This is a genomic window from Xanthomonas cassavae CFBP 4642 (assembly GCF_000454545.1).
Lineage (GTDB): Bacteria > Pseudomonadota > Gammaproteobacteria > Xanthomonadales > Xanthomonadaceae > Xanthomonas > Xanthomonas cassavae.
Genome location: NZ_CM002139.1, coordinates 3,341,168 through 3,367,010 on the forward strand (window position 1 = coordinate 3,341,168; position 25,843 = coordinate 3,367,010).

Annotated in this window: 23 protein-coding genes and 3 pseudogenes; 19 read left to right on the plus strand and 7 right to left on the minus strand. The window is 63.4% G+C overall.

Annotation, left to right across the window (positions count from 1 at the left end; genetic code table 11):
* The first annotated feature begins 466 nt into the window (after positions 1–466).
* On the plus strand, positions 467–1,129 hold the full coding sequence (locus XCSCFBP4642_RS0114835; RefSeq protein ID WP_029220484.1) for a recombinase family protein: 663 nt from the start codon (positions 467–469) through the stop codon (positions 1,127–1,129).
* Positions 1,130–1,466: 337 nt separating this feature from the next.
* Complete coding sequence (locus XCSCFBP4642_RS0114840; protein ID WP_029220485.1) at positions 1,467–1,850, plus strand: hypothetical protein; 384 nt, start codon at positions 1,467–1,469, stop codon at positions 1,848–1,850.
* Positions 1,851–2,118: 268 nt separating this feature from the next.
* Here the strand turns inward: XCSCFBP4642_RS0114840 and XCSCFBP4642_RS0114845 are convergent, their stop codons facing one another.
* Positions 2,119–2,565: an avidin/streptavidin family protein gene (locus XCSCFBP4642_RS0114845; RefSeq protein ID WP_029220486.1), complete on the minus strand. Its 447-nt coding sequence runs from the start codon at positions 2,563–2,565 to the stop codon at positions 2,119–2,121.
* Positions 2,566–2,649: 84 nt separating this feature from the next.
* Between XCSCFBP4642_RS0114845 and XCSCFBP4642_RS24935 the strand changes: the two genes are divergently transcribed.
* The 3 genes and pseudogenes from XCSCFBP4642_RS24935 to XCSCFBP4642_RS27230 form a co-directional block, all read left to right on the plus strand.
* The gene (locus XCSCFBP4642_RS24935) at positions 2,650–2,874 is read left to right on the plus strand and encodes a hypothetical protein (protein WP_033898409.1); all 225 of its coding nucleotides are present in this window, start codon (positions 2,650–2,652) and stop codon (positions 2,872–2,874) included.
* A 284-nt stretch (positions 2,875–3,158) separates the two neighbouring features.
* Complete coding sequence (locus XCSCFBP4642_RS0114850; protein ID WP_029220487.1) at positions 3,159–4,370, plus strand: EAL domain-containing protein; 1,212 nt, start codon at positions 3,159–3,161, stop codon at positions 4,368–4,370.
* A gap of 69 nt (positions 4,371–4,439) precedes the next feature.
* Positions 4,440–4,765, plus strand: a pseudogene (locus XCSCFBP4642_RS27230) (substrate-binding domain-containing protein); the annotation flags it as partial.
* Positions 4,766–5,086: 321 nt separating this feature from the next.
* Here XCSCFBP4642_RS27230 and XCSCFBP4642_RS0114860 read toward each other — a convergent pair.
* Positions 5,087–6,601 (minus strand): annotated as a pseudogene (locus XCSCFBP4642_RS0114860) (glycoside hydrolase family 6 protein); the annotation flags it as partial.
* A 196-nt stretch (positions 6,602–6,797) separates the two neighbouring features.
* On the opposite strand from XCSCFBP4642_RS0114860, the gene XCSCFBP4642_RS0114865 reads away from it, so the two are divergent.
* From XCSCFBP4642_RS0114865 to XCSCFBP4642_RS0114875, 3 genes and pseudogenes are all read left to right on the plus strand, one after another.
* Entirely contained in the window at positions 6,798–7,820 is a 1,023-nt protein-coding gene (locus tag XCSCFBP4642_RS0114865) for an IS1595 family transposase (RefSeq protein WP_029218604.1), read from the plus strand.
* A gap of 17 nt (positions 7,821–7,837) precedes the next feature.
* A pseudogene (locus XCSCFBP4642_RS28675) lies at positions 7,838–8,083 on the plus strand (IS30 family transposase); the annotation flags it as partial.
* An 8-nt stretch (positions 8,084–8,091) separates the two neighbouring features.
* Positions 8,092–8,490, plus strand: a complete 399-nt coding sequence (locus XCSCFBP4642_RS0114875; protein WP_029220491.1) for a hypothetical protein — start codon at positions 8,092–8,094, stop codon at positions 8,488–8,490.
* 74 nt (positions 8,491–8,564) lie between these two features.
* Here the strand turns inward: XCSCFBP4642_RS0114875 and gap are convergent, their stop codons facing one another.
* A complete protein-coding gene (gene gap / locus XCSCFBP4642_RS0114880; RefSeq protein ID WP_029220492.1) occupies positions 8,565–9,566 on the minus strand; it encodes a type I glyceraldehyde-3-phosphate dehydrogenase in 1,002 nt (333 codons plus the stop codon).
* A gap of 475 nt (positions 9,567–10,041) precedes the next feature.
* Here gap and XCSCFBP4642_RS0114885 point away from each other — a divergent pair, with 475 nt between their 5' ends.
* The 8 genes from XCSCFBP4642_RS0114885 (at position 10,042) to modC (ending at position 16,126) form a co-directional block, all read left to right on the plus strand.
* The gene (locus XCSCFBP4642_RS0114885) at positions 10,042–10,554 is read left to right on the plus strand and encodes an SgcJ/EcaC family oxidoreductase (protein ID WP_029220493.1); all 513 of its coding nucleotides are present in this window, start codon (positions 10,042–10,044) and stop codon (positions 10,552–10,554) included.
* Between the two features lie 303 nt (positions 10,555–10,857).
* Positions 10,858–11,481 carry an OmpW/AlkL family protein gene (locus XCSCFBP4642_RS0114890; RefSeq protein WP_029220494.1) on the plus strand — a complete coding sequence of 208 codons (624 nt, stop codon included), beginning with the start codon at positions 10,858–10,860 and terminating at the stop codon, positions 11,479–11,481.
* Between the two features lie 119 nt (positions 11,482–11,600).
* Complete coding sequence (locus XCSCFBP4642_RS0114895) at positions 11,601–12,215, plus strand: OmpW/AlkL family protein (protein ID WP_029220495.1); 615 nt, start codon at positions 11,601–11,603, stop codon at positions 12,213–12,215.
* Positions 12,216–12,282: 67 nt separating this feature from the next.
* Positions 12,283–13,119 (plus strand): S1/P1 nuclease, encoded by an 837-nt coding sequence (locus XCSCFBP4642_RS0114900; RefSeq protein WP_425480197.1) that lies wholly within the window; start codon positions 12,283–12,285, stop codon positions 13,117–13,119.
* A gap of 13 nt (positions 13,120–13,132) precedes the next feature.
* The gene (locus XCSCFBP4642_RS0114905; protein WP_029220497.1) at positions 13,133–13,957 is read left to right on the plus strand and encodes an MBL fold metallo-hydrolase; all 825 of its coding nucleotides are present in this window, start codon (positions 13,133–13,135) and stop codon (positions 13,955–13,957) included.
* Between the two features lie 75 nt (positions 13,958–14,032).
* A complete protein-coding gene (gene modA, locus XCSCFBP4642_RS0114910) occupies positions 14,033–14,809 on the plus strand; it encodes a molybdate ABC transporter substrate-binding protein (RefSeq protein ID WP_029220498.1) in 777 nt (258 codons plus the stop codon).
* Between the two features lie 16 nt (positions 14,810–14,825).
* On the plus strand, positions 14,826–15,512 hold the full coding sequence (gene modB / locus XCSCFBP4642_RS0114915) for a molybdate ABC transporter permease subunit (RefSeq protein ID WP_029220499.1): 687 nt from the start codon (positions 14,826–14,828) through the stop codon (positions 15,510–15,512).
* Complete coding sequence (gene modC / locus XCSCFBP4642_RS0114920) at positions 15,512–16,126, plus strand: molybdenum ABC transporter ATP-binding protein (protein WP_029220500.1); 615 nt, start codon at positions 15,512–15,514, stop codon at positions 16,124–16,126. Before modB ends, modC begins: the two co-directional genes overlap by 1 nt.
* 248 nt (positions 16,127–16,374) lie before the next feature.
* Here modC and XCSCFBP4642_RS0114925 read toward each other — a convergent pair whose 3' ends face one another.
* The 3 genes from XCSCFBP4642_RS0114925 to XCSCFBP4642_RS0114935 are packed head-to-tail and all read right to left on the minus strand — an operon-like array spanning position 16,375 to position 18,597.
* The gene (locus XCSCFBP4642_RS0114925) at positions 16,375–16,962 is read right to left on the minus strand and encodes a hypothetical protein (protein ID WP_029220501.1); all 588 of its coding nucleotides are present in this window, start codon (positions 16,960–16,962) and stop codon (positions 16,375–16,377) included.
* Positions 16,962–18,242, minus strand: coding sequence for a TonB family protein (locus XCSCFBP4642_RS0114930; protein WP_053329574.1), 1,281 nt, complete (start codon positions 18,240–18,242; stop codon positions 16,962–16,964). The genes XCSCFBP4642_RS0114925 and XCSCFBP4642_RS0114930 overlap by 1 nt, the downstream gene beginning before the upstream one ends.
* On the minus strand, positions 18,232–18,597 hold the full coding sequence (locus XCSCFBP4642_RS0114935) for a BlaI/MecI/CopY family transcriptional regulator (protein WP_029220503.1): 366 nt from the start codon (positions 18,595–18,597) through the stop codon (positions 18,232–18,234). The genes XCSCFBP4642_RS0114930 and XCSCFBP4642_RS0114935 overlap by 11 nt, the downstream gene beginning before the upstream one ends.
* Positions 18,598–18,739: 142 nt before the next feature.
* On the opposite strand from XCSCFBP4642_RS0114935, the gene XCSCFBP4642_RS0114940 reads away from it, so the two are divergent.
* The 3 genes from XCSCFBP4642_RS0114940 to XCSCFBP4642_RS0114955 all read left to right on the plus strand — a co-directional run bounded on the left by XCSCFBP4642_RS0114940 (position 18,740) and on the right by XCSCFBP4642_RS0114955 (position 22,801).
* On the plus strand, positions 18,740–20,698 hold the full coding sequence (locus XCSCFBP4642_RS0114940) for an acetyl-CoA hydrolase/transferase C-terminal domain-containing protein (protein WP_029220504.1): 1,959 nt from the start codon (positions 18,740–18,742) through the stop codon (positions 20,696–20,698).
* Between the two features lie 361 nt (positions 20,699–21,059).
* Positions 21,060–22,070, plus strand: a complete 1,011-nt coding sequence (locus tag XCSCFBP4642_RS0114950) for a L,D-transpeptidase family protein (protein WP_029220505.1) — start codon at positions 21,060–21,062, stop codon at positions 22,068–22,070.
* Positions 22,071–22,072: 2 nt separating this feature from the next.
* Positions 22,073–22,801 carry a M23 family metallopeptidase gene (locus XCSCFBP4642_RS0114955; RefSeq protein WP_029220506.1) on the plus strand — a complete coding sequence of 243 codons (729 nt, stop codon included), beginning with the start codon at positions 22,073–22,075 and terminating at the stop codon, positions 22,799–22,801.
* 711 nt (positions 22,802–23,512) lie between these two features.
* Here the strand turns inward: XCSCFBP4642_RS0114955 and fhuE are convergent.
* On the minus strand, positions 23,513–25,696 hold the full coding sequence (gene fhuE / locus XCSCFBP4642_RS0114960; RefSeq protein ID WP_029220507.1) for a ferric-rhodotorulic acid/ferric-coprogen receptor FhuE: 2,184 nt from the start codon (positions 25,694–25,696) through the stop codon (positions 23,513–23,515).
* Positions 25,697–25,843 lie beyond the last annotated feature (147 nt).

Genomic DNA, 25,843 nt, shown 5'->3' on the forward strand with positions numbered 1-25,843 from the left:
GCCGCCCTCCCCCTGCCCTGCAAACCCGCTTTTGATGGCGCCGCCGCCAGGCCGTCCCCGGCTTGTCCACGGCCGGCGCGCAGCGCCGCCCCGGAGACCTCCCTATCGGATGAATGGTCCATTTAGGCTGGCCCATTTTAGGTGGTCCGTTTAAGTCCATAAAAAAATATTGGGCCACCCGTAAAATTGATGGTACGTTTAGGTATACCCAAATGATCTATGGAGGGCCTATGACGAAGCAAGGCAAGCAGGAGGAATCGGTGCCCCAGGTTCTGCCCGGACTCTGGCGGGAGCAGGGCGGCCTTTCTGGACTCGTGCGGCTTGATGTTCCGGCGGGCACCCCTGGGATGGTTGTAGTCGCGAAGCAGACTGAGCCCTGGCAGCTGAGACCTGAACTGCGTTGGCAGGTATGGCCGGACCTGTTGGTCCCGGATGTTGAACCGATTGTGCGGAGCGAAACGAACTGATGGCGAAGGGACGCACTCTGCAGGCTGCGCCGTTCTATTTGGTCGCCCGGCTTTACATGCGGGTGAGCACCGATGGCCAGGATCTGGAACGGCAGGAGCGGATCATCAAGGAAGCAAAAGCGGCGGGCTACTACGTCGCCGGCGTCTATCGCGAGACAGCATCCGGCGCGCGTCCGGATCGTCCTGAGTTGTTGCGCATGATCGAAGACCTGCAGCCGGGCGAAGTGGTCATCGCAGAGAAGATCGACCGCATCAGCCGCTTGCCGCTGGCCGACGCCGAGCGTCTGGTTGCCTCGATCCGCGCCAAGGGAGCGCGTTTGGCAGTGCCGGGTGTCGTGGACCTATCAGACGTCGCTGCAGAAGCGAAAGGCGTTGCCAAGGTCGTACTCGAATCTATGCAGGACATGTTGTTACGCATCGCCCTGCAGATAGCTCGCGACGATTACGAAGATCGACGCGAGCGGCAACGCCAGGGCATCGAGTTGGCCAAGGCCAGCGGCAAGTACTGTGGCCGCCCGGCCGATCAGGCCATACACGCTCGCATCGTCGCGTTGCGCGGTCGTGGGGAGACCATCGCCAACACTGCGCGCCTGGCAGGCGCGAGTGTCACTACCGTCAAGCGTGTGTGGGCCGCTCACTGCGCTCAAGGGCATGCGAATTGACCATATTGGGGTTGTAAGCCGGAACCGCCGAAATACCGGAACGCTGAGCGAGTAGCGGCCTTCGACATCCTCCGTCCTCAGCCGAGGATTCAGCGGGCTGTATGCTGGGAGCCAGTCCAGGCCACGCGACGATGAGCATGGCTTCACGTAGGATTTTTCCGTTTTATGAGATGTCCCAGCAATGCCGACCCGCAGCACAACCAGAGTATGGGCAGACCATGTCCAGGATCGTGTTCGTTACACGCTAAAACACCTTCATCCCGTATTCGTTTCATTCCACGCGCCGGCGCGGCCCCCAGCACCTGGGCATCCGGGAAGGGCCGCCCGGGATTTCAGGGTGCGCGTTGAATATTCCCACCATTGCTTTAGCAACGGCGTCGCCAAGGTTCCGGACTACAACCTGGATCATCTTTACACCTGGGCCGAGCGCGAAGACGACCTCAGGGTGTTCTGCCCGAAACGCTACGAAGACAGTAAGGAGTTGCCGCGATTAATCGCCGCCCTAGATCAACGCAATGTCTATCCAACACGGCATCACAATCATTTCGCCGTGAAGCGCGTCACACCCGAAGGGCATTACTCCATTTGGTTTCGCGTGTCGCGCAGACGAAATTTCTTGTTGCTCGTTGTTGAAAGCGCTTATGTCCGTCTAGACATGGACGAGCAAATTGCGCGCTCGGCTGCTACAAAGCTGATAGACGTCTTGGTCAACACAAAGTGAGCAGACAGCAAAAAGCCCGCGTGAGCAGGCTTTTTGTTAACAGCATGGTAGTGCGGGCCGGAGTCTCTTAACCCCACTCTGGGTGGGACCTTCTTTAGAAGGTGGCCAGCTCCCCCTATACACCGGGTCGGGAGAGCCTGTAACTGCTCAAGGGCAGTGGCGCTATCTTGGCCACTCCTGACGCTCCCGTCAACTACAAATGACGCAAACATCAACAAGCGATTCAGGCTCCAGGCTAGCTAGCCCCATGTGCGGAAGACCCCCCCTGTCATTTGGGGACGAAAACATCGCTGTTGGTCAGCATGTGGTCCCACGAATACTGGGAGCCGGTCCGTACCAAGTGCCAGACTGTGGTGATGGCCGGCACGCCGCCAGACGCATCACAGGTACCGGTCCAGGCAGTCATGCTGCCGTAGTTGCCCCACTGCACCGAAAAAGTGATGGCGGGCAGTTTGCTCGATGCCGTCGACCCAGCAACCGGGTTGGCAAACCAGCCAACCAGCGGATACACCGAACCAGTGGTGCCGGAAGGCGAGATGTACGTACCCGAGAGCTGACCGGAGGTCTGTACGGCGGTGATCGTGAGTGTGGAACCCAGCTGGTTTTTCCATTCGCCTACCGGGTTGTTGCAGGTTGGCGCTGCCTGGGCGAGCGAGATGCAACTTCCGAGCAGCACAACGCAGGCAGCACATTGACGCATTGACATGGACATCATCAGTTCTCCTCGTAATCAAGCCAACGAAAGGTGGCGGGTTCAAGCCAACGACTAGGTAGCACGGACCGGATCCGCATTGCTGGGATGGCTGTCTCCGTCCGTTACTCCTTGACCGGCCAGCGCGGGGAACCGCTGGCGCTGGGCGTGACCGTGTTCGAGGTGCTGCAGGCCAACTACGTGCGCGCGCCCAAGGTCTACCGCCGTGGGCGGCCAGCCGCGTTGAAGGCGTTGGCCAAGGTAATCCCCCCACTTCTAGCGGTCGCCAGAAGTGGAGCTAAGCGGCCATCGCCAACTTCATCGCTGGTGTGATGCCGCCGAGCGCCATATTCGGGCNTGAACGCCCGGCCACGGCAGACGCTTGGCTGGAAGACGCCGAACCAGGCGCTGGAAGAAGAGATCGCTCAATTCAACTCACGTGTTGCACTTGCAAGTTGAGACCGCCAGCTGTGCTTCTTGAGCAATTTTTAGGCATCGGCCCATGGGGAATTCAGCAAGCCCTGATTCGCAGTGAAGATGACGTGCTTGATAATCAACGCCACTGAGCCTCCTCTCTCTCCTTACTACTAAACCAATGCCGCCGGGAGTAGTATAAATTGCTTCGATTCGACCATATCCTCATTGCATCCAGCAGCGAACAGCAGACCCGCCACATCAGGGAAACGCTACACAACCTTGGCATATGCTCAGTCGTCGTGGCCAACTCGGGATCGAGCCTGAAGACGGCACTTGGCTATAAACGATACGATCTTTTAATTATATCAACCCAGTTTCTTGACGTAGCGCCAACACAGCTCTTGGACATGATCGCAGAGACCAACTTTGTAGGGAACATCCTCTTTGTCGGCATCTTAGAGCAAAAGATAAAAGACTCGATTCGCAAATACTGCAATGAACGAACCAGGCGCTGCATCAGGATTGAATTCTCTTATGATCCAGTCCAGGCCTTCGAAATAGCCGATCTGATGCTACAGACGAGTCACCACTCTTCTGAAGTTAAAAACAGCAACTTTCCGGCACTCAACGAACTGAGCGACCTTCTCGCGCATCGTGCTGGCGACATAGCCATCAAATGCCAGCCATATCGTTTCGCAGATTCGGGCTTACTTGCTGGCGCCGAGATGAAGGTGCAATGGCCACACCTATTACTTAGCGACATTGATCGTAAAGATAAATATTTCTTTAAAATTCTGGAAGATCACGATCTCGAAGCTAAACTAACCAATATCATGCTTAATTCAGCTGCCGGCATCATGCGAGAGATCGACGGCTACGGTGCATTCCAACTGATAATTAACATTTCCGGCAGACACATCACGTCGCTCGAATGGGCTGACAGCCTCATAAAACGCATTCAGCAAGATGGCATTTCCTGCAGGCAGATCGCATTCAAGATCGACCTTTCAGATCATGACGAACAAAGGACCATGGAAGCTGCGGTGGCGCATTTGCGCGCAAATGGCATCGACTGCATCGTCGATAAACTCTGCACACCACATGAGTTATTGAACCTTGCAAAATCCGCGCCGTTCAGCGCCATGACGATTGGCTCATTGATTACCAAGCGTGCACGCGAACTCAAGACGACACACGTCATGCTCGATAACCTGATCTCTCTTGCCCACACCCTGGGCCTGCAAGTCATCGCCCAAGGAATCGACACTCAGGAAGACCTAATACGCATGCGTAGTATGCAGTGCGATTATCTGCAGGGCTCATCTGTAGGCGAGACTCTAAAGCCCGCAGAAATGGTGGCACTTGCCAGAAGTCAGTACCTCCGCCTCTTCCGTCAACGCCAAGTTGCATAGCCTCAGCCGCCTGGCCATGATCCTCCGTCGCCAGGCGTGGGACTTGCGACAGATCACTATCGCTTCGGCCTGCTCGCCCGCCCGCAACCGCCGACCGCGATCTTCTGCAGCAACGACGATATGGCCGCCTACACGGCCGTTGCGCACAGATTGGGATTACGCGTGCCCGAGGACGTCTCGGTGGCCGGGTTCGACGATACGCGGTGGCCACCACCATCTGGCCCGAACTCACCACCGTGCATCAACCGGTGGCCGCAATGGGGCGGGCGGCTGTGTCGTTGCTTGCAGACGCCATTCGACAACGGCGCAAGGGCGATGCCGCCGCCGGCGTGCATCAGGTGATGAAGTACACCGTGGTCAAGCGCGGCTCGACGGCGGGGCCGTCTGCTGGGTAAGGGCGATTCCGGGGCCTGGTGCCGCCGGCGAAGATCGACCTTAGGTCGTGCAATGCGTACGCCAGTTCAGCGCGCTGCTTGTCGACAGGCAAGCGCGTGTGGTATCGCGTTGAGATCCCGCTGCAGGGATGAGCGCTGCGCAGGCAGAACACGCCGTCAAAGAACCAAGTGCTGGTACTCGCACGCTTGCATCGCATCCATGGCGGCCAGGTGGCCGCCATGGAATGGCGCATCAACGACACGGTAACGACCAGGCCGACACGCAGCCAGCCCAGCCGCCACCGCCGCAGGGCACCACCGTACTGGTACCCTGCGAGCTCATCACTTGCCTGGCCGCGCGCGCACGACCGCCGATGGTGCGCTCGTTCCTGCCACGCCGTTTGCGCTCACCACGTAGTCGTAGCTGGACCCATTGGTGACCGACTGATCGAGGTAGGACGCAGAGGCCACATTGGCGTCGACGGTCACGAAGGTTCCCGTGCTGCCGGCACGCCGCTGCACGGTGTAGCTAGTCGCCCCTGCCACCGGCGACCAGCTGAGGCGGACCCGGGCATCGCCGCCCATCGCGGTGAGGCCACGGGTGGCATCCGGTGCCACGCGTGGCGTCGTCGACGCGACGGCTGCGGCACTGGCCGTGGCAATCGCCGGGTACGCATTGTTCACCAGCTCGACGAACTGGTTGTGGAACCAGGCGCCGGAAATAGGCGCGCCCGGGAACGCTCCGCTCAACACGCCGTCGGCCGTAGTGTAGGTGGGATCGCACATCCGGTCGAAGCCCTTGCCCTCATTGTTCGGAATGAGGGAGCTGGACCCGTCGGATTCGCCCGGCGGCTTGACCCAGGCATAGGCATCCAGATGCGGGCCCGGCGCCGCGGTCGGCAATTCGCCGATCCCCGCACCCTTTTGATTGCACCAGTTGCCGCGATGGAAGCGGCGGTCGATACGACCAGAGTTCACATAGGTATTGATATCGCTGCCGGACGCACCGATCGGGCGATTGGGTCCACCCCAGCCATTGCGGCCCGTATCGACAATAAACCCGATCGTGCTCGGCCAGCCTGCACTGACAAAGCCGTTATACAGCACCTGGGTAAAGTCGGTTTCGTCGAAATACGGATTCCATTCGTAGTATTTCGACGACTTGATCGGCTGCCCGTTGATGCTCAGCTCGGGATTGGGAAGATTCGGCTCGTTCAACGGCGTGGTATTGGCGGTATTGGTGACAAACCCGTCCACGCTCGCCAACCCGGAATTGGTTCCCTGCACGACCCGGGTATACAGCGAAATCGATGGGCCGCGATTGCTGTCCCAACCCAACCACCCGGAGTGACCGATATCCAGATAATTGTAGGTATTGGGGATGGCATGCAGCTTATTGAGGGCGTACTTGATGCCCTCTTCGTAAATGCCGGTGGAACTGGCCAGGGCGCAGCGCATGTCATTCAAATTGGTGACCAGGTTCGGCAGGCTGTCCGGCTCGATCACGTTGACGATGCGAATATCCTTGTACTTTGGATCGGCGAAGATCCCGGCAATCACATCGATATATTCTTTCTTGTAGCGCTCCAGCGCTGCCGGCGTCAGCGGCAGCTCGCCGTTGGACGCCAACGCATGGCAATCGCGGCCCGGCAGATCGTAGATGACGAAACTGGCGGTAATCGGCGTATTGGCCTTTTTCTGCGCCAATGCGGCATCCAGGTGGCCGCGCAGCCCCAGCCGCCCGGCGTTCTGCGAGCCGCCACTGATCGCGGCGATACGATCCAGCCATACCGCGGTGGGATAGGTCTTGACCACGCCCATTTTGGCCTTCAGCGGCACGCCTTTCACCTTCCTGATTAGCCCTGACCATCAGCCGCCTGTCGCAGGATCTGCGCCGCGCTGGGTGGATGCTGCTGTCACCTGAAGCCAACGAGGTGGCGTGATGAGTATCAATGCCGTGCNCCTGATTAGCCCTGACCATCAGCCGCCTGTCGCAGGATCTGCGCCGCGCTGGGTGGATGCTGCTGTCACCTGAAGCCAACGAGGTGGCGTGATGAGTATCAATGCCGTGCAGTTCCAAGCGGGATTGTCGATGCCTGAGTTCTTCGCGTCCTACGGCACCGAAGCCAAGTGCTATCGCGCGCTTTACAAGTGGCGCTGGCCGCAAGGCTTTCGTTGCCCTGTTTGTGCCGGACGCGTGCGCTCGCGTTTCAAGCGGGGTGCTGCGATCTACTACCAATGCAGCGCGTGCCGGCATCAGACCAGCCTGATTGCAGGCACGATGTTCGAAGGCACCAAGCTGCCGCTGCGCACCTGGATGCTGGCGTTGCACCTGCTGACCTCGACCAAAACCAACATGGCCGCGCTGGAGTTGATGCGGCATCTGGGCGTCAACTACAAGACGGCCTGGCGGATGAAACACAAGATCATGCAGGTTATGGCCGAGCGCGAATCCATGCGGAAACTGGCGGGTTTCGTGCAGATCGACGATGCCTATCTCGGCGGCGAGCGTAACGGTGGCAAGGCCGGACGCGGATCGGAGAACAAACAAGCGTTCCTGATTGCGGTGCAGACCGATGCCACCTTCACCGCGCCGCGCTTTGTGGTGATCGAGCCGGTGCGCAGCTTCGACAACACCTCGCTGCAGGACTGGATTGCCCGTCGCTTGGCGCCCGAATGCGAGGTCTACACCGATGGGCTGGCCTGCTTCCGCCGGCTAGAAGACGCCGGCCACGCGCACACCACGCTGGACACTGGCGGTGGTCGTGCCGCGACCGAAACGGCCGGTGCACGTTGGCTCAACGTGGTGCTGGGCAATCTCAAACGCGCCATCAGTGGCGTGTATCACGCCATCGCGCAAGGCAAATACGCAAGGCGTTACCTGGGAGAAGCGGCCTATCGTTTTAATCGTCGATTCCGCTTGCGCGAGATGCTGCCACGACTTGCCACGGCCATGATGCAATCCACACCATGCCCAGAGCCGGTTTTNATGCTGCCACGACTTGCCACGGCCATGATGCAATCCACACCATGCCCAGAGCAGGTTTTACGTGCAGCGAGCAATTTTCATGGCTGAGAGTCGGGGCTAATCAGGTCGATCTTTGGTTCGCCGATCCACATGCGCCCTGGCAGCGCGGCAGCAATGAGAACACCAACGGCCTGCTGCGCCAGTTCATGCCAAAAGGCGCGGACTTGTCCAAGGCGAGCCAGGAGTATCTCAACAACGTCGCCGACCTGATGAACGCCCGGCCACGGCAGACGCTTGGCTGGAAGACGCCGAACCAGGCGCTGGAAGAAGAGATCGCTCAATTCAACTCACGTGTTGCACTTGCAAGTTGAGACCGCCGATGCTCGTCGTGCCGGCCATGGCCGAATCGGCACGACATGGGACCATTGCGGCGCTGGAACCCATCGAAAACAAAGGGGAAAATGTTCCGGAGCGCAACAAGAGGCTCAAGAACGCAGCCTCCAACTTTGGTGGCATTGCGGGCAGCTTTCTAGGCCTCAAGGCCAATAGCGCAGTTGGCGCAGAAGCCGGAGCAGCGGCAGGCACGTACGCCGGCACCCAGGTGGGCGACAGGGCCATCGGCAACGGAGTCGCCTCGCACTACATGCTGAAGATCCGTTTCGACAACAAGTCGCAGGTCGTCGTGACAAAGCCGAGCGCCGAAGTCTCCGGCCTGGCCGTCGGTAGCCGGGTCGCGGTCACCGGCAAGGGCGAAGATATGCGCATCACTGCGGAATAGGCGCCTGCCAGAGATAGTCTTGGGAAATAAAAAAGCGCCCGAGGGCGCTTTTTTATTTCATGCCAAAAAGTCTATTACTTGGCCACAACCCGCACCATTTCCAGGCACTTGTTGGAGTAGCCCCACTCATTGTCGTACCAGGACACCAGCTTGACGAAGGTGGAATCCAGCGCGATGCCGGCATCGGCGTCGAACACCGAAGTGCAGGTCTCGCCGCGGAAGTCGGTGGCTACCACCTTGTCTTCGGTGTAACCCAGCACGCCCTTCAGGGCGCCTTCGCTCTGGGCCTTCACTTCGGCGCAGATCTCGGCGTAGGTGGCCGGCTTTTCCAGTTCGACCGTCAAGTCGACCACCGACACGTCCGAGGTCGGCACGCGGAAGCTCATGCCGGTCAGCTTCTTGTTGAGCTCGGGAATGACCACGCCCACGGCCTTGGCCGCACCGGTGGAGGACGGAATGATGTTCTCCAGGATGCCGCGGCCGCCGCGCCAATCCTTGTTGGATGGGCCGTCCACGGTCTTCTGGGTGGCGGTGGCCGCATGCACGGTGGTCATCAGGCCGCGCTTGATGCCCCACTTGTCATTGATGACCTTGGCCAGCGGCGCCAGGCAGTTGGTGGTGCACGAGGCGTTGGAGACGATCGCTTCGCCCTTGTAGGTCTTGTCGTTGACGCCGTAGACGAACATCGGGGTGTCGTCCTTGGACGGGGCCGACAGGATCACCTTCTTGGCACCGGCATCGAGATGCTTCTGCGCGGTTTCCTTGGTCAGGAACAGGCCGGTGGATTCGATCACCACATCGGCGCCCACGGCATCCCACTTGAGGTTGGCCGGGTCGCGTTCCTGGGTCAGACGGATCTTCTTGCCGTTGACGATCAGCGTGTTGCCGTCGACCGACACCTCGGCCTTGAAGCGGCCGTGCACCGAGTCGTACTGCAGCATGTAGGCCAGGTAGTCGGGCTCCAGCAGGTCATTGATGGCCACGATCTCGATGTCATTGGCGAAGTTCTGCACCGCAGAGCGCAGCACGTTGCGTCCGATGCGACCGAATCCGTTGATGCCAACCTTGATTGCCATGTTCACTAGCTCCTGCGGCCGCGACAGCGCGGCGGATGGAAAGGGGCTGTCATTCTAACAGCGTCCTTCTGGTACGGCCGTGCTGGTGCGCGCGCACGCGGTGGGCGGGGATGGGGATCGCGCCGGATCGGAGCGATGACGGACACCTGACCGCACACCTGGTAGCCGCCAGCTGACGCCTCGGCTGTTTCGCCCGACGGAATCGGCACCGGCATCCGGGGCCGACCTGCGCCTGCCGTTGCGCGGCTTGTGGCCAGGCAGCCCCTGCCAACCTTACCCGTTATCGAAACACCAGCGCACTCGCCAATTGCAATCCACGACTTAAATATTCTTTATTTTCCAATTACTTATAATTAAAAAAGCTACGCCGAAAAGCGTATTCATGCATATGCCGACCAGCAGCGTTTCGGCACCCCGTGGATTTCGATACTGACCCTGCCTGCTGAGGCACCCATCAATCACACGGAGATTCCCCATGCGTCGCATCCTGTTCTCTCTGACGTTGGCTCTGGCTGCCACCCCGGCGCTGGCCGGCGGCGTCATGCACTACACCGACAAGGCGTCGCTGCCGGCCGATGGCGAAGCGCGCGAAGTCGCCGCGCTGTTCGACACCTGGAACGCGGCGCTGGCCACGGGCAACCCGCACAAGGTGGCCGAGCTGTATGCACCCGATGGCGTGCTGCTGCCGACGGTGTCCAACGAGGTGCGCGCCTCGCGTTCGCAGATCGAAAACTACTTCGAGATGTTCCTGACCAAGAAGCCCAAGGGCGTGATCAATTACCGCACCGTGCGCGTGCTCGATGACGACAGCGCAGTGGATGCCGGTGTCTACACCTTCACCCTGACCGACAAGAACGGCAAGCAGAGCGATGTGCAGGCGCGCTACACCTTCGTGTACGAAAAGCGCGACGGCAAGTGGCTGATCATCAACCACCACAGCTCGGCGATGCCGGAAGTGGACGCGCCGACGGTCGCCAAGGCCAAGTAAGCGCCCTTGCAGCACAGCGCGCTGCTCACGGCCTGCGCGCTTGCCCACCGCACTGCCGGGACACCTCCCCTCCCGCCAGTGGCGTCGCCGGCAACGCGCCGGACGCCAAAGGCGATACACGCTTGCAATCGGTACGCGCCAGGCGGCGTTGCGGCCACTGCACCACAGCGCTGCCGCTGCAGCATTAGCCGCATCGTGATGACCCGCAGCACCGGCGCCCTCCCCTGGTTTGATCAGGATCAAGGCAATGCCAGGACAAACCCCCAAGACTTCGCCCATCCCCTGCACACAACGAGAGCTTCCATGCGCATGCGCTTTACCCTTCTGCTCGCCGGCCTGGCCGCCACCGTTGCCAGCGTCCCCGCACTGGCTCAATCCAAAGGCGACTGGACCGTTGCCGTCGGTGCCCACCAGGTCGCTCCCAAGTCCGATAATGGCCGCCTGGTCGGCGGTACGCTCGAAGCGGAGGTCGGCAAGGACATCAAGCCGACCTTCACCGCCGAATATTTCATTGCCGACAATCTGGGCATCGAGGTTCTGGCTGCGCTGCCGTTCGAGCACGACATCGCGCTGCGCGGAGTGGGACGCGTCGGCAGCACCAAGCACCTGCCGCCGGTAGTGTCGCTGCAGTACCACTTCAACAGCCAGGGCCGCGTGTCGCCCTTCCTCGGTGCAGGCATCAACTACACGCACTTCTTCAGCACCGATACCCGTGGTGCCCTCGCCGGCAGCAAACTGGAACTGGACGACTCCTGGGGTCTTGCCCTGCACGCGGGCCTGGACTTCAAGCTCAGCGAACGCGGCGCCCTGCGCGTCAACCTGCGCTGGATCGATATCGACACCGATGCCCACTTGAATGACTCCCGCATCGGCACGGTCAATATCGACCCGCTGGTCTACGGCGCAGCTTACGTGCACAGATTCTGAGCGGCAGCAGCAAGCGCGGTGCATCTCTGGCACACTTGACGCCCAGGGACGTGCATCCACCGCCGGAGTTGCGGACAGGTCGATCGCGTCGAGCGCCTGTCCGACCTACCGGGGATCCCATGAGCATGTTCATCCGCACCGCCCTCGCCATCGCTTTGGCCGCTTCGGCCACACCCGCCCTTGCCCAGTCGGCTGGCCATTGGACGACCGGCTACGGTGCAGGCTATGTGTCGCCGAAGTCCGACAGCGGCACCCTCGCCGGCACACCCGCCAAGATCAAGGGCGCGCCGACGCTCTCGTTCACCTACGAATACTTCATCCGCAACAACCTGGGCATCGAGGTAAACGCCGCGGTCGCTGGCAGGCACGACCTTGAACTGGCAGGCGTCGGCAAGGTTGGCAGCTACTGGTCGGTGCCGCCCAGCGTCCTGCTGCAGTACCACATCAATGGCTACGGCACGGTGTCGCCGTTCGTGGGCGTGGGCATCAACTACAGCATGCTGCTTGGCGAAGACACCGAACCGGCGCTCGGCAACGGCGATCTGCGCGTTGGGGACTCGGTTGGCGCCACCGCGCACGTCGGTGTGGATTTCATCTTCAACGACCGCAGCGGCTTGCGTGTGGACGCGCGCTGGACCGATTCGCGCAGCAACGTCGACTTCAACGGCACGCGGCTGGGCAAGGCGCGGATTGATCCGCTGACCTACGGCATCTCGTACCTGGTCTATTACTGATCGCGCTGCCGCTGCCGTGCCAGCAGGCGACGGCAAGGTGTCGGCGGCAGCCACATAACCGCCCGCACTGCTTGCGTACAATCCGGGGATGAAAATCCTTTCCCTGTCCCGTTTCGCCCTTGCCGCGGCGCTGACCGCAGCGATCCAGCCAATCACTGTCTTTGCCTGGGGCGCACAAGGCCACCGCCTGGTGGCGCGCGTTGCAGAAACCGAGCTGAACCCGCGCGCGCGCGCGCAGGTGGCGCAGTTGCTGGCCGGCGAGCCGGACCCGACGCTGCATGGCGTCGCCAGCTGGGCCGACGAGTTGCGCGAACACGATCCGGATCTGGGCAAGCGCTCCGGGCCGTGGCACTACGTCAACCTGGGCGAACACGACTGCGGCTACGAGCCGCCACGCGACTGTCCGGATGGCAACTGCGTGATTGCCGCGCTTGATCGGCAGACCGCACTGCTGGCCGACCGCAGCCAGCCGCTGGAGGTGCGCCGCCAGGCATTGAAGTTCGTGGTGCACTTCGTTGGCGACATCCATCAACCCATGCACACCGGCTATGCGCACGACAAGGGCGGCAACGATTTCCAGCTGCAGGTCGATGGCAGGGGCAGCAACCTGCATGCGCTGTGGGATAGCGGCATGCTCAACGACCGCCACCTCAGCGACGAGGCCTACCTGCAGCGTCTGCTGGCCTTGCCGGCCGCTGCCGCGGTATCGCCGGTACTGCCACCGCCGGCAGCGGCGTGGGCACAGGCGTCCTGCAAGATCGCCATCGCCCCGGGCACATACCCGACGTCGCATGTGTTGCCGGAGGGCTACATGGCCACCTATCGCCCGATCGCCGAAGCGCAGCTGCGTATCGCCGGCGACCGGCTGGCCGCCGTGCTCAACGCGGCACTGGCCGCGCCCTGACGTGGAGACACCGATGCAGCCGGAGGTGCTTGCGTTCTTCCATGCCGACAGCAACACCTTCACCTATGTGGTGGCCGATGCGGCGTCCGGCGCGGCGGCGGTGATCGACCCGGCACTGGACTATGCAGCGGACAGCGGCGCCATCGGCATGCAGACCGCGCAGACCATCGTCGATGCCATCCGGCAGCGCGGATGGCAGCTGCAGTGGCTGCTGGAAACCCATGCGCATGCCGACCATCTGTCTGCCGCGCAGTGGCTCAAGCAGCATTGGCCGCAGGCACGCGTCGCCATCGGCGCCGGCATTACCCAGGTGCAGCAGACGCTCGCACCGCGCTACGCGTTGCCGCAGGACTTTCGCGCCGACGGCTCGCAGTTCGATCATCTGTTCGCCGATGACGAACGCTTCCTGCTCGGCGGCATCCAGGCGCGGGTCATCGCCGTACCCGGCCACACCAGCGACAGCGTTGCGTACCTGATCGGCGATGCGCTGTTCCCCGGCGACTCGCTGTTCATGCCCGACGCGGGCACTGCCCGCTGCGACTTCCCTGGCGGCGATGCGCGGCAGCTGTATGCCTCGATCCAGCGCCTGTACGCGCTGCCGGATGCCACCCATGTGTTCATCTGCCACGACTACGGCCCAGGCGGGCGGCCGGTGGCGCACCAGACCAGCATCGGCGAACAGCGGCGCAGCAATATCCACGTGCGCGACGGGGTGGACATCGAAGCGTTCGTGGCGCAGCGGCAGGCACGCGACGCCACCCTGCCGGAGCCCAGGCTGATCGGCCCCGCGCTACAGGCCAACCTGCAGGCGGGGCGTTGCGGGGATGGAATTCCGTAACCCCCGCTGGCGGTCGCCACGCCGATCACGGCGCAGCCGTTATGATCGGTGCCCGCCACCTGTTTGGAACGTCCCATGCGCATGATCGGTTTCTGGCAGCGCGCCCTGTGCGTGCTGATGCTTGCCCTGCCCGTGCTGGCCTGCGCGCAAATCGCGCCGGTGACCGTGTTCGCGGCCGCCAGCCTGAAGGAGTCGATGGACGACGCCGCTGCCGCGTACGAAAAGGCCACCGGCACGCCGGTGCGCGTGTCGTATGCCGCAAGCTCTGCGCTGGCGCGCCAGATCGAGCAAGGCGCCCCGGCCGATGTGTTCTTTTCGGCCGATCTGGAATGGATGGACTATCTGCAGCAGCGCAACCTGGTGGAGCCGGCACACCGCCAGCAGCTGCTCGGCAACACCCTGGTGCTGATCGCGCCAGCGGCCAGCAAGGTGCAGGTGGATCCGCGTACACCGGGCAGCATCGCCAAGGTCTTGGGCGAGAGCGGCCGCCTGGCGGTTGGCCAGACCAATAGCGTGCCGGCCGGCAAATACGCCGCGGCGGCGCTGCGCAAGCTTGGCCAGTGGGACAGCGTGCAGGCACGCCTGGCCGAGTCGGAGAGCGTGCGTGCAGCGCTGATGCTGGTATCGCGTGGCGAGGCGCCGCTGGGCATCGTGTATGGCTCGGATGCACGCGCCGACGCCAAGGTGCGCGTCGTGGCCACCTTCCCCGCCGACAGTCATGCGCCCATCGTCTATCCGGTCGCCGCCTTGAAGAACAGCCGCAACCCCGCCGCCACCGCCTTCGTCACATGGCTGCGCAGCGCGCCGGCCAAGGCGATCTTCACCCGTCGTGGCTTCTCGCTGCAGGATTGAGGCGCAGCGCTTGTCGATGTTCACCCCGCAGGAGCTGATCGCCATCGGCCTGAGCCTGAAGGTTGCACTGGTGGCGGCAGTGGCCAGCCTGCCGCTGGGCATCGCCTGCGGCTGGCTGCTGGCGCGCCGGCGCTTCCCGGGCAAGGCGCTGCTGGATGCGGTGGTGCATCTGCCCCTGGTGATGCCGCCGGTGGTGACCGGCTATGCGTTGCTGGTGACCCTGGGCACCCAGGGGGTGATCGGCAGCTGGCTGCTGGAGCACCTCGGCGTGCAGTTTGCCTTCCGCTGGACCGGCGCGGCATTGGCCTGTGCGGTAATGGGATTCCCGCTGATGGTGCGTGCGATCCGGCTGTCGATCGAAGCCACCGACCGCCGCCTGGAAGCGGCGGCCGCCACGCTCGGTGCCGGACCGTGGCGGGGGTTCTTCAGCATCACCCTGCCCCTGGCCTGGCCTGGCCTGGTGGCCGGCATGGTGCTGGCGTTCGCCAAGGCACTGGGCGAGTTCGGCGCCACCATCACCTTCGTGTCGAATATCCCGGGCGAAACCCAGACCTTGTCGTCGGCCATTTACGGCCTGATGCAGGTGCCGGGAATGGAATCGGGCGTATGGCGACTGGCGGCGGTGGCACTGGCAATCTCGCTGGTGGCATTGCTGCTTTCCGAATGGCTGGTGCGCCGGCAACATCCGCGCGAGGACGGCTGATGCTGGATCTGGACCTGCATCTGCGCCGTGGCAATTTCCAGCGACACCTCTGCATCCAGGACGCGGCACGCGTCGTGGCACTGGTGGGGCCGTCCGGCGCGGGCAAAACCACGGTGCTCAATGCCATCGCCGGCCTGGTCCAGCCGGATGCAGGCCATATCCGCATCGATGGGCGCTGCCTGTACGACCACCAGCAGCGTGTGGACCTGCCCACGCACAAGCGCCGGATCGGCTACGTTTTCCAGGATGCGCGGCTGTTCCCGCATCTGGATGTGCGGCACAACCTGCGCTATGGCCGGCATGCGCGCGGTGCGGCGACATTCGGCTTTCACGATGTGGTGGCCTTGCTCGGCATCGCACCGCTGTTGCAGCGCCGGCCGCGCAATCTATCCGGCGGCGAGGCGCAGCGGGTGGCGATCGGCCGCGCGCTGCTGTCGCAGCCGGCCATCCTGTTGTTCGATGAGCCGCTGTCGGCGCTGGATCAGGCGCGCCGCGAAGAATTGATCCCGTACCTGCAGCGCGTGCGCGATGAAATCCGTCTGCCGATGCTCTACGTCAGCCATAACCCGGACGAAGTACAGCGCATTGCCGATAGCGTGCATGTGTTGAGCTGATGGAAGCACCGGCGCAAGCGGCCGCACAGCTGGCATTTGCGGATCGGTCGACGCGAAACGGATCGGTCATTCCACTTTCCCCATGTCTGCCGTCGCGTTCTGCGCTTGGTGTACGGCGCGCGCTGCACGCTCGTTGCGTCATCCAGGCACACCACCTCGGTGGACGCACCATGCCCGGCACGGCGCGCGATCCCGCCCTAGCCAGACATCGGACCAGGCACGCTGAGACCGGCATCCGCATGCCTCACTCAGCGTGCCGCCTGATCGGAGCGCACACTCGCCTTGCCTTGCCGCACCTCGAAGGTGAAGGCAAACGGCAAGGTCACCGGCACAGGCTCCACATGCGCGGCGCCGGTGCAGTCGTCCAGGTTTGCCGGAGGTATTGCGCCGGGCGCGTAGGTGCACATCGCTGCCGGCACGAACTGCCATTGCATGACCGCGGCGCGCACGGCCTGCAGCAGATCGGCATGCTCGGGCAGCAGCCCGGCGCCGCACTCATCGCGATCGGACAAGGGGTCCACGCGCTGCACCGCGCCGTCGGCCGTGAGGATCACCTGCACGCAGACCGTGGTCGGCGCCAGGGTCTGCCGCGGCGACTCCGGCGGCAGTGCCGGTGCATCGCTGCGCACGGCGCGTGGCATGCGAAAGCGTTGTGTGGACGACAGCGTATAGGCCTGTATCGCGGCCGCGCCACCAGCACCCGGCTGCAGCGGCAACATGCGTTGATCGACCGAACCCTCGCGTCGACTGCGCTCCTGCTCCATCACTGGCCGGGTCGCGCAGCCGCTCAGGACTAGCGCCAGGACACCGCCTGCATAGACCAACATGCGCCGCATCACCGCATCTCCTGCGCAGTGCACCCCGGCGCCGGACATCCGGTCCTGTGCTCAAGCTGCGCAGGATCATTCGGACCGTCGGTAGCCCGGGCAATGCCGGAAGCGTCTTCCAGCGGATCCGGTTCGAAGCGCACCGGTACGCGTATCGTCGAGGTCACCGCGCTGCCATCGACGGAGGCAGGCCTGAAGCGCCAGCCGCGTGCGGCCTCGAGTACGGATTGATCGAATACCCCGGCCGGCTGGCTCTGCACAATGGCGATGCGTTCGGGTGCCCCACTCGGGCTCACCTGGATCTGCAGCTCCACCAGGCCGGCAAGACGCCCAGCGACTGCCGCAGCCGGATACCTGGGCGGCTGCATCGTGCTGAAATCCACCGGGTTGCCGGCAACCGGCATGGCGTGCAGACGCGCCGGCCGGATCACCCAACAGGCGAGGCTGGCGATGGCCGCCAGCAGCATGACCACACGCGCGTTCCTGCGCGCGTGCTGCACGGCGATTGCGGGCATCCGCAACGCGGTGAGCCGCTGGGTCACCGGATGCGTCGCTGCCCAATGGCAGGCCAGTGGCGTCCAGGCGCTGCCAAGCTGGCATTTGAGCATGGCCGTGGCATAGCTGCGGCGCTTGCCGGGATGCAGTGCCATCACCGCGGCATCGCAGGCCAGTTCCTGATCCAGACGAAACGCGCGCGTCCCCAGGTACAGCAGCGGATTGAACCACCCGAGGCATAGCAGCGCGATCGCCAAGGCATTGGCCCACAGATCGCCGCGATGCAGATGCTGCTGTTCGTGCGCCAGGATCAACGTGCGCTCGTCGGCGCCATAGCGGGTGGTGAAGTCCGGTGGCAGCACGATGCGTGGACGCCGAACACCCAACGACGCCGGCAGACCCACATCATGCGTTGCGACCCACAGCGTGTTGCCCAGTGCACGCAGCGGCCCGAGGCTGCGCACGAAACGCCGTTGGCTGCGCCACACCTGAAGGGCCGTCAGCAATACGCCAGCCGACCACGCAACACCCAATGCTTCATGCCAGTTGCTGCGACTGCTGACGCTGCCCGGTGCAAACGGCAGCGTCACCAATGCCGATCCGGGCAGCGGCACCATATCGATGGGCGGGCCAGGCAGCAGTGCAGCCAGCAAGGCAAGCGGCACGCTGGCCCAGATCGCATAAGCAGCCGACGGGCCCAACCAAAGACGCAAGCGTCCCCGCAGCAGCAGGCAGGCCAGCACCGCGGCGCTGGTGTAGAGCGTGGTCCGTAGCACCATGGCATCAGGGCTCATCATCCAGCTCCTCGAGCAGGCGCTTCAGGTCGGCCACATCCGATGCACTGAGTTGCCCGCGCTCACTGAAGTGGGCCACCAGTGGTGCAACCCGGCCACCGAACAGGCGTTGCAGCAGGCCCTCGCTCTGTTGCTGCACCCACTGGTCGCACTGCAGCACCGGCGTGTACAGGTATTTGCGCCCGTCCTCCCGGGCGGCGATCGCGCCTTTGGTGAGCAGGCGATTGAGCAGGGTCTTGATGGTGGGCTCGGCCCAGTCGGTCTGCGACAGCGCTGCCACCACCTCCTCGGCCGTGCGCGGCGCGACGTCCCAGAGTACCTGCATCACCACGGCTTCGGCGTCGCTGATCGGCATCCGTTTACACCCGTAATTTTTCACGATTACGCTCGTAAATGCAGTCAGTCTCAAGTCTCCCGGTTGATTCCCGGCTGCTGCGGCGCTGGTGCGAGGCCTTGGGCCTACTCCCTCGCGACCAACGCTCGGCTACCCTGCACGGATGACCGACCACCTCACCGACCTGGACTCTGCGCTGGACTGGATCGTGCAGCGTGTCGATGGCCCACTGCGCGTTGGCGCGCCACTGGGCATCGGCAAGCCGCACCGGCTGTTAAACGCGTTGTATGCGCGCATCAAGGACGCACCATCGCGGCCGTTGGCAATCTACACCGCGCTCTCGCTCAATCCACCCGGCCCGGGCGCGGGACTGCAGGCACGCTTTGCGGCGCCCTTCATCGCGCGCCACTTCGGCGAGGACTTCCCGCGACTTGCGTATGTCGATGCCATGCTACGCGACGTCCTGCCTGCGCATATCCAGGTGGAAGAGTTCTACATGCAATCCGGCGGCCTGTTGCAGTCGACGCAGGCGCAGGCCGATTACACCAGCCTGAACTACACGCACGCGGCGGCGGCAGTGGCGCAGCGGGCGCCGAATCTGATCGTGCAGAAGGTGGCACGCGAACCTGGCGGTACCCGGCTGTCGTTTTCGTGCAATAACGACATCACCCAGGACACCCTGGACGCGGTGCAGTCGCTGGGGCTGCCACGCCCGTTGCTGGTGGCCGAGGTCGACCCGCAATTGCCCTGGATCGGCGGCACCGCTGCGGTAGACGCGGCGTTCTTCGATATGGTCATCGACCTGCCCGGCCCCTCGCCGCGCCTGTTCGGCTTGCCGCGGCAGCCGGTGAGCAGCGTCGATTACGCCATCGGGCTGTACGCAAGCACCCTGGTGCGCGATGGCGGCACCTTGCAGATCGGCATCGGCACGCTGGCCGACGCCCTCAGCCATGCACTGGTTCTGCGCCACACCGATAACGCTACCTATCGCCACGTGCTGCAGGCACTGGACCCCGAACTTGCAACGCATCCGGCCGTGCAGGCCAGCGGCGGGCTGGAGCCCTTCGCGATCGGCCTGTATGGCTGCAGCGAGATGCTCAACGAAGGTTTCAAACAGTTGGTGGACAGTGGCGTGATCCGCCGCAAGGTGCACGACGACCTGCCGCTGATGCAACGCATTGCTGATGGCAGTGCCGATACCGACGACCAGGCACGCCTGGCACGCGAAGGCGAATTCCTGCATGGCGCGTTCTATCTCGGCTCGCCAGACTTCTACCAGTGGTTGCGCACACTCGACCAACAGACCCGCGATGCCATCGGCATGCGCCGCATCAGCGAGATCAATCAGCTCTATGGTGGCAACGAAGCGCTGGAACGCCTGCAACGGCACGATGCGCGTTTCTTCAACTCCTGCATGATGGCCACCGCGCTGGGTGCGGCGGTCTCCGATGGCCTGGAGGATGGCCGCGTGGTGTCCGGTGTCGGTGGCCAGTACAACTTCGTTGCGATGGCGCATGCGTTGCCGCAGGCGCGCAGCATGCTGATGCTGCGCGCCACCCGCGACGCCGATTCGCGGGCGGCCAGCAATGTGCGTTGGAATTACGGCCACACCACCATCCCGCGCCACCTGCGCGATCTCTATATCACCGAATACGGCATCGCCGACCTGCGCCACAAGACCGATCAGGAATGCGTGGCGGAGATGGCCAGCATTTGCGATGCGCGCTTTCAGGACGCGCTGCTGACGCAGGCAGCGCGCTCACGCAAGCTGCGGGCCACCCCGAAACTGCCTGCACGCGCGCAACGCAACACGCCCGACGTCCTGGAGCAGGCATTGGCTCCGTTTCGCCGCGACGGCAGCCTGCCCGACTACCCGCTGGGCAGCGATTTCACCGAGGTCGAACAGCATTTACTGCGTGGCTTGACCTGGCTCAAAGCTGCGACGGCCACTCCTGGCAGCAAGGCTGCAACCGCGGCGCGGGCCGTGCTCGCGCGCGGAGCGTTGCAGGCCGATGAGGCGGCATGTTTGGAGCGCATGGCGCTGGATGCGCCGCGCAGCCTCGGCGAGCGCCTGCAAAGACGGCTGCTTGTGCATGCCTTGCGCAAAACGTCAAAGCAGTAACAACCGCTTTAACGGTGCAGCGGAACTGCTGGCAATCCGGCCATCAGGGCTGTGGCGGGGCAGCGCTGCTCGCCTATGCGGTGAACCGTCCGCTGCGTGGCTGCGAGCGGTGCGATTGCACGTTCGCCATGATGCCGAAAGCTGCACGCCGGTTGGTCAGATCGCACATGGCAACACCTGCATCTTCCAGCGGCATGACAGATGAAGGAAGCAGCGAGGCAACGCGAGTCGAGGCAATGTGATCGCATCCTCGCCATGCCGTCGATGCGCGGTGTCTCCAGTCAGCCCGCGTGCAGTCATTTCACGCAGCAAACGCACGCGGCTGCGGCAAGGTGCGCCCATGCCTTCTCCGGACCCGCTTATGCCACCACGCTCCTACGCTCGTGTCTGCTTGCTCGCCCTGGCGCTTGGCGCTTGGTTGCCCTTAAGGGCGCAAGCCTCGCAGGCTACACCTGCACCTGCACCTGCACCTGCACCTGCACCTGCACCTGCAGCTACCGCAACGCCTGCGGCGAAGGATGTCGCAACCGGCCCGCGTTCGGACCTGCACGCACAGGTGCTGCTCGACCGCGCGCATTTCTCGCCCGGCCAGATCGATGGCGAACTCGGATCCAACCAGAAACGTGCGGTGTCCGGGTTTCAGGCAGCGCACGACATCAAGGTGACCGGGGAGCTCGATGACGCAACCTGGCAGGCATTGCAGGCAGACACCACGCCGGCGCTGGTGCAATACACCCTCACCGAGGCCGACGTGGCAGGACCATTCCAGCCGATTCCCAAAGGTCCGGCCGAGCAGGCCAAGCTGCCCGCGCTGGGCTACGCTTCGGTCGATGAGGCGCTGGGCGAACGCTTCCACGCCGATCCCGCGTTGCTGCGCCAACTCAATCCCCGTGTGGATCTGGGCAAGGCCGGTGGCGTGATCCAGGTACCCAACATCGATGGCGTTGCACCGCTCGCCAAGCCGGCCAAGCTGGTGGTCGATAAATCCGACTCGACGCTGCGCCTGTTCGATGCCGGCGACAAGGTGTATGCGCAATTTCCGGTGTCCTCCGGCAGCAAGCACGACCCGCTGCCGATCGGGCGCTGGAAGATCCTCGGCATCTCGCGCGACCCGGTGTTCAAATACAACCCCAAATTGTTCTGGGATGCGAAGAAGGGTGATAAGAAAGCCACGCTTCCGTCGGGCCCCAACAATCCGGTAGGCCGCGTGTGGATCGATCTGTCCAAGCCGCATTACGGCCTGCACGGCACGCCGGAGCCCGGCCATGTGGGCAAGACCGAATCGCACGGCTGCGTGCGCCTGACCAACTGGGATGTGGTGAACCTGGCCAGCGTGGTCGGCCCATCGATTCCGGTGGTGATGCAGGAGTAAGCATGAAACTGCTGATGATCCTGATGGCGGGTATGGCGATCGGTGCAGGCGGCTATTGGTGGCTGGAACGTCATGCACCGGAGGCAAAGGTGCCGCCTGCCGCAAGTGCATCGCCCGCCGCGGCCTCAGCGTCCACCCGCATGCAAGGTGCGGCGTCCTCTGCCCCTGTGGTTGCAGCTGCGCGGCCCGCCGATCCCGCCGCTGCGACCACGGCACCGGCGTCCCAAATGTCCAACGCTTCAGCAGTGGCCTCTGCTGCATCAGCGGGCGCTGAGGGTTCGGACACCAGTGCCGGCCTGCTGATCCCGGTGCAAGGTGTCGCCAAAAACCAACTGCAGGACACCTTCACCGACGCACGCAGCGAGGGCCGCGTGCACGATGCCATCGATATCCTCGCGCCCGCTGGCACACCTGTGCTCGCCGTCGCCGACGGCACGGTCGAGAAGCTGTTCGACAGCGAACGTGGCGGCTTGACCGTGTATCAGTTCGAGCCGGGTGGCATGTATTGCTATTACTATGCGCACCTGCAGCGGTACGCCGACGGCCTCGCGGAGAAGCAATGGATCAAACGCGGCCAGGTTATCGGCTACGTCGGCAGCACCGGCAATGCGAATCCGGCCGCGCCGCATCTGCATTTCGAAATCCACCGCCTTGGACCGGAGAAGCAGTGGTGGAAGGGAGACGCCTTCAATCCCTATCCCGTCCTGCATGGCGACCAGCCGCTGCAGTAAGCCGCTGCCTGCACGCCACTGGGGAGTGCGCACGCCTGCCGACGAGATCGGTGCCGATGCCGATGCCGAAACGGTGACACTGCTGTGCCATTGCATGGCGATCCAACCACTTCGCGTGGCGTGCACGCAGCCACAGCGCTCCTCCATGCGATGCACAGTGGCGCTCATGGACTGGGGTTGCGCAGATGATGGCACCGCATCTGCAGCCTCTGGTTGCTTGAACAGCATGCGTCTAGGCAGAGCCTGCTGCACCATGGCCGACGGCATCATGCGAGTGAAGGTGGCAGGGCAGTTCTCGCATCGCAGTTGTTGCGTTGTTGACGGCCATGCGTCCCACACCGCACTGCCGTGTCCCCGACCACGCCGTACGCTTTTCGGTGCGCAACGCCTCTGCATTCGCCGGACGCCGTGCTTGTTGGACGTGCGTCTGGCAGGCGCGCTGCGCACTGTGCAAGCCGCAAACCCGGGACACCCAAACGGCACAGACATCGTTCGCAGGATGCCTGCGCCCATGGTGGCCGCGCACTGACTGTCACAGACGCCCAATGCCTGCCCGACCAGAAGTGTGCAACTGCCAGACCCGCACTCGTTGCATGACGTCTGCAAGCCGCGGCAGCCCAGCCCTACATAAAAGCGCAGGCACCTTTCACAAAGTGCCTGCGCCATGTTTCAACCGGACCGAGCGTCAGCAACGCCCGATGCCGCGCTCGCTCAGAACGAATAGTTGAAGGTCAGCATGCCGTTGCGCGACGCGCCCCAGGCACCATAGCCGCCGTTGAACTGCGAGTAGTAGCGCTTGTCGAGCAGGTTGTCGACATTGAGCTGCACCGAGAACTGCGGCGACAGGCGATAGCGTGCGAATGCGCTGACCAGTGCATAGGCACCCTGCTGGAAGGTGCCGTACACCGGGTCCACGTAGTAGGAGCGGTTCTGCCAGTTGACGCCGCCACCCACGGTCAGGTCGCTCCACGCACCTTGCGGGGTGTAGCTATTGAACAGCTTTAGGGTGGTGCGCGGCAGATGCGTGTTGATCGAGGTGCCGCTGTCGTCGCGCGCGGTGTAGTGCGACGCACCGAAGGTGGCATTCCAGCCCTGGGTCAGGCGCCCGGATACTTCGAAATCGAAGCCTTCGCTGACCACACCGTTGGCTGCCACGAACGCAGACTCGCTGCTGCCCGGCACAAAGCCGCCAGTGGCCACGCCCAGGTTGTCCTGCTCGATGCGGAACAGAGCGAGCGAGGCATTGAGCTGATCGTCGAACCACGCGGCCTTGACGCCGGCCTCGTAGCCCTTTCCGCTCAACGGATCCAGGTAGCCGCCGTTGGCATCGCGCAAGGTCTGCGGATTGAAGATTTCGGTGTAGCTGACGTAGGTCGACCACACGTCGTTGATGGCGTAGACCAGACCGGCGTACGGGGTCACTTCGGTCTGGCTGTCGGAGAACGGCGCTAGCCCCTGCGCCGCATCGAAGTTGCCGCCATCGATCTGCCAATCGGTATAGCGCGCGCCCACCAGCAACTTCAGCGGATCGGCCAGCGAGAAGCGTGCAGCAACGTAGGCGGCCTTCTGCTTGATGGTGCCGGTGCTCTGCACCGTGCGCGGGCTCCAGTTGGGCTCCGGGTAGGCACCGGTCCAGCCGAGGTAGCTGTCCAGCGGCGCCGGGAAATCGAAGGTGCCGTTATTGACGTACTCGCGGCGGTTGTAGCTGGCGCCGGCCACCACCTGATGCTCGCGGCCGAACAGCTGGAACGGACCTTCCGCATAGACATCGGCACCATCGGCCTTGCGCTCGGTCTGGTAGTTGCCCGAATACGGCACCACGCCGCCGCCGGTGGCGCGGTCGAAGCCGAAGATCGTGTAGTACGGATAGAACAGGTGATTGGCCGCTTCGGTCTTCTCGTGGCTCACGTTGGCCTTGAGGGTCCAACCGCTGTCGAAGCTCTGTTGCAGGCTGGCGAAGGTGCGCTGCAGACGCGTATCCCAGAACGTCCAATCGGCGGCCGGGTTGAACGAACGATCGTAGTTGGTGCGGGTGCCATCGCTATAGAACAGCGGGAAGCCACCCCAGGTGACATCATCCGATTCCTTCTTCTGGTATTCGTAACCCACGCTCAGCAAGGTGCTGTCGGTGAGGTCGGCATCGATGATTGCCGAGCCGATCTTCTTGCGCAGGTTGTAGCGATCCATCTCCGATTCGCCGTCCTGATACACACCGACCACACGTGCGCGCACGGTGCCTTCAGGGCTCAGCGGCACGGTGACATCGGCCACGCTGCGGGTCTTGTTGAAGTCGCCACCACCCACCGACACGGTGCCGATGAAGTCGCGGCTCACCGCATGCTTGCGCACCAGATTGATCGAGGCCGACGGGTTGCCCGAACCGGTCAACAGACCGGTCGCGCCACGCACCACTTCCACGCGGTCGTACAACGCCACGTCCAGCGCCGAATCGCCGTAGCTCCAGGCCTGCTCCATGTACGCCGGAATGCCGTCGAACTGGTAGTTGTCGATGTAGAAACCACGCGCATAGAACTCCAGCCGCTCGCTGTCGCTCTGCGCGACCGAAATACCGGAGACGTTGTTGAGCACGTCGGTGATGCTCTGCAGGTTCTGGTCGTCCATGCGCTCGCGCGTGACCACCGTGACCGACTGCGGAATCTCGCGCAGCGACAGGTTCATGCGCGTGCCGGCGGTGGTCTTTTCCACCGTGTAACCCTTGACCTGCTCGCCCTGCACATTCAGCCGATCCAGGGTGGTGACCTCCGCGTCGCCGGCCGGCGTTTCGGCCAGCGCCTGTCCTGCTGTCAAGGTGCACAGCGCGGCGAACACCGCATGCGACAGCGCGCGCGGGCGCAGCGTAGTGGGAAGGAGACGCATTACGGTAGGACGATTCATCACAGCTCCGGCACGGACAGTCGAGGGCATCCATCACGGCAGCGCCGGACGGCGAATAAAGAGGGAGGACGCGCCACGCAACCGTGGCAGCGCACCATTTTAATGGGAATGATTCACATTTTAAACAGGCGGCATAGGGTCAGGCCG

Coding starts and splice junctions, on each gene's coding strand:
- XCSCFBP4642_RS0114835 (WP_029220484.1), top strand. CDS start 467: ATGGCGAAGGGACGCACTCTGCAGGCTGCGCCGTTCTATTTGGTCGCC.
- XCSCFBP4642_RS0114845 (WP_029220486.1), bottom strand. CDS start 2,565: ATGATGTCCATGTCAATGCGTCAATGTGCTGCCTGCGTTGTGCTGCTC.
- XCSCFBP4642_RS24935 (WP_033898409.1), top strand. CDS start 2,650: ATGGCTGTCTCCGTCCGTTACTCCTTGACCGGCCAGCGCGGGGAACCG.
- XCSCFBP4642_RS0114875 (WP_029220491.1), top strand. CDS start 8,092: ATGCTCGTCGTGCCGGCCATGGCCGAATCGGCACGACATGGGACCATT.
- gap (WP_029220492.1), bottom strand. CDS start 9,566: ATGGCAATCAAGGTTGGCATCAACGGATTCGGTCGCATCGGACGCAAC.
- XCSCFBP4642_RS0114885 (WP_029220493.1), top strand. CDS start 10,042: ATGCGTCGCATCCTGTTCTCTCTGACGTTGGCTCTGGCTGCCACCCCG.
- XCSCFBP4642_RS0114890 (WP_029220494.1), top strand. CDS start 10,858: ATGCGCATGCGCTTTACCCTTCTGCTCGCCGGCCTGGCCGCCACCGTT.
- XCSCFBP4642_RS0114895 (WP_029220495.1), top strand. CDS start 11,601: ATGAGCATGTTCATCCGCACCGCCCTCGCCATCGCTTTGGCCGCTTCG.
- XCSCFBP4642_RS0114905 (WP_029220497.1), top strand. CDS start 13,133: ATGCAGCCGGAGGTGCTTGCGTTCTTCCATGCCGACAGCAACACCTTC.
- modA (WP_029220498.1), top strand. CDS start 14,033: ATGCGCATGATCGGTTTCTGGCAGCGCGCCCTGTGCGTGCTGATGCTT.
- modB (WP_029220499.1), top strand. CDS start 14,826: ATGTTCACCCCGCAGGAGCTGATCGCCATCGGCCTGAGCCTGAAGGTT.
- modC (WP_029220500.1), top strand. CDS start 15,512: ATGCTGGATCTGGACCTGCATCTGCGCCGTGGCAATTTCCAGCGACAC.
- XCSCFBP4642_RS0114925 (WP_029220501.1), bottom strand. CDS start 16,962: ATGCGGCGCATGTTGGTCTATGCAGGCGGTGTCCTGGCGCTAGTCCTG.
- XCSCFBP4642_RS0114930 (WP_053329574.1), bottom strand. CDS start 18,242: ATGAGCCCTGATGCCATGGTGCTACGGACCACGCTCTACACCAGCGCC.
- XCSCFBP4642_RS0114935 (WP_029220503.1), bottom strand. CDS start 18,597: ATGCCGATCAGCGACGCCGAAGCCGTGGTGATGCAGGTACTCTGGGAC.
- XCSCFBP4642_RS0114940 (WP_029220504.1), top strand. CDS start 18,740: ATGACCGACCACCTCACCGACCTGGACTCTGCGCTGGACTGGATCGTG.
- XCSCFBP4642_RS0114950 (WP_029220505.1), top strand. CDS start 21,060: ATGCCACCACGCTCCTACGCTCGTGTCTGCTTGCTCGCCCTGGCGCTT.
- XCSCFBP4642_RS0114955 (WP_029220506.1), top strand. CDS start 22,073: ATGAAACTGCTGATGATCCTGATGGCGGGTATGGCGATCGGTGCAGGC.
- fhuE (WP_029220507.1), bottom strand. CDS start 25,696: ATGAATCGTCCTACCGTAATGCGTCTCCTTCCCACTACGCTGCGCCCG.